We start from the raw sequence: 1324 nt of genomic DNA, 5'->3' as shown, positions 1-1324 counted from the left end.
CCAAAGGCGCATAACGTAAATTATGTTAAATTATCTAGCTATGTCTTACCTATCTCAGTAATCCCTTATCACTTGTGGGCTTGTTCAACATTGACTTGAAAAGAATGGATCCAAAATGGTATAAGATTTATCTCATTTATTTTTTTCTAATCTCTACAAATCGCCTTCAATTTTGTATTAACTATTTTAATTTTTTGATAAGGAAAACAACCAGGTGGACTTGTCAGTGGCTATCAAATTCCATTTTAATGAGGAGCGACAAGATCCTGAAGATATCTTAAATATCCTAACTGATTATGTGCGGATATATAAAAAGATAGGTTTATTTTCTTTAAAAGCAGTTGGAGAACACTCACATCCGGAATTTAAATTAATTTTGCTGGAAAATGGTTCTGCGATTGCTTGGATAAAATGCATTAAAGAAAAATTTGATAGGTTAGTGTATGAAAGTGCTGTGGTTCTTGCTGATTCACTTGAAAACAATCCGAATATTGACGAAGTGGAAAAGTTGGAGTTCGTATCAAACTCATTAATTGAAGCAATAGAAGATCAGGAATTACCTGGTGATGCTCTTAAAGTAGAACCCTACTTTGACCGAAAAATGTTAGCAGGCATTGTGGACGATTTATCTACTCTGGATTTAAAACTTAGAAATGGAGAATTCGCTTATTTAGGGCGAGGGATTCCCGGTAATAAAGACAGTGTTGATTTTAAAAAAATCACTAGGAATATTAACATATCTGACAATGTTATTGAAATGATTTCAAAAAAACCAGTCACCATAAAACTAAAGGAAATTTTTACGTCAATTTTCCTGTTAACAAAGGCAGCAATGTTTGGTGGATTGAAGACACGACTTCTGGAATGAAATTTTCTGCACGGCTTGTCGATGAAAAATGGCTTTCGAATTATCAATCTGGCCTACTTGGGGCAATAGGGCCAAAAGATACAATTGAGGCTTCCATCGAATTCGATTTGGTTATAAATAAGAATGTCAAATCTCCTAAGCCATCATACAAAAATGTTAGAATAATCGAAGTTTTTAAAATATCTCGGAACTATGGGGAACAAAGTGACCTCTTCGAACCACAGTGATAAAAAGAAAAAGTCACTTTTATCTGACATATATGGTCAAATAATATTTATAATCATTCCATTCATAGCCTTTGTGCTCATGTCAGTTTCAAAAGGGTTATCAGATAATAAGGGGGTAATGGATTTAATGAAATTATTGATAAGTTCAACCGACTGGTCTTTGATTTCAGCGGTGGTTTTTGGTCAGTCAGCATATAAAATATCAAAGGTTATTCCAATTTGCGGAAAT

Annotated in this window: 2 protein-coding genes; both read left to right on the top strand. The window is 33.6% G+C overall.

The annotated features are described in order from the left end of the window. The first annotated feature begins 226 nt into the window (after positions 1 to 226). Positions 227 to 868, top strand: coding sequence for a hypothetical protein (locus tag PSSD_RS25885; RefSeq protein ID WP_153011529.1), 642 nt, complete (start codon positions 227 to 229; stop codon positions 866 to 868). Between the two features lie 204 nt (positions 869 to 1072). After that, positions 1073 to 1324, top strand: a 252-nt coding sequence (locus PSSD_RS28320; RefSeq protein WP_235589311.1) for a hypothetical protein, incomplete at its 3' end; no start/stop codon positions are given.

This window comes from Type-D symbiont of Plautia stali (genome assembly GCF_001485335.1).
In the GTDB taxonomy this organism is placed as follows: Bacteria; Pseudomonadota; Gammaproteobacteria; order Enterobacterales; family Enterobacteriaceae; genus Pantoea; species Pantoea vagans_C.
The sequence above is the reverse complement of the archived record's forward strand: the minus strand, read 5'-3'. Positions and strand labels throughout refer to the sequence as shown.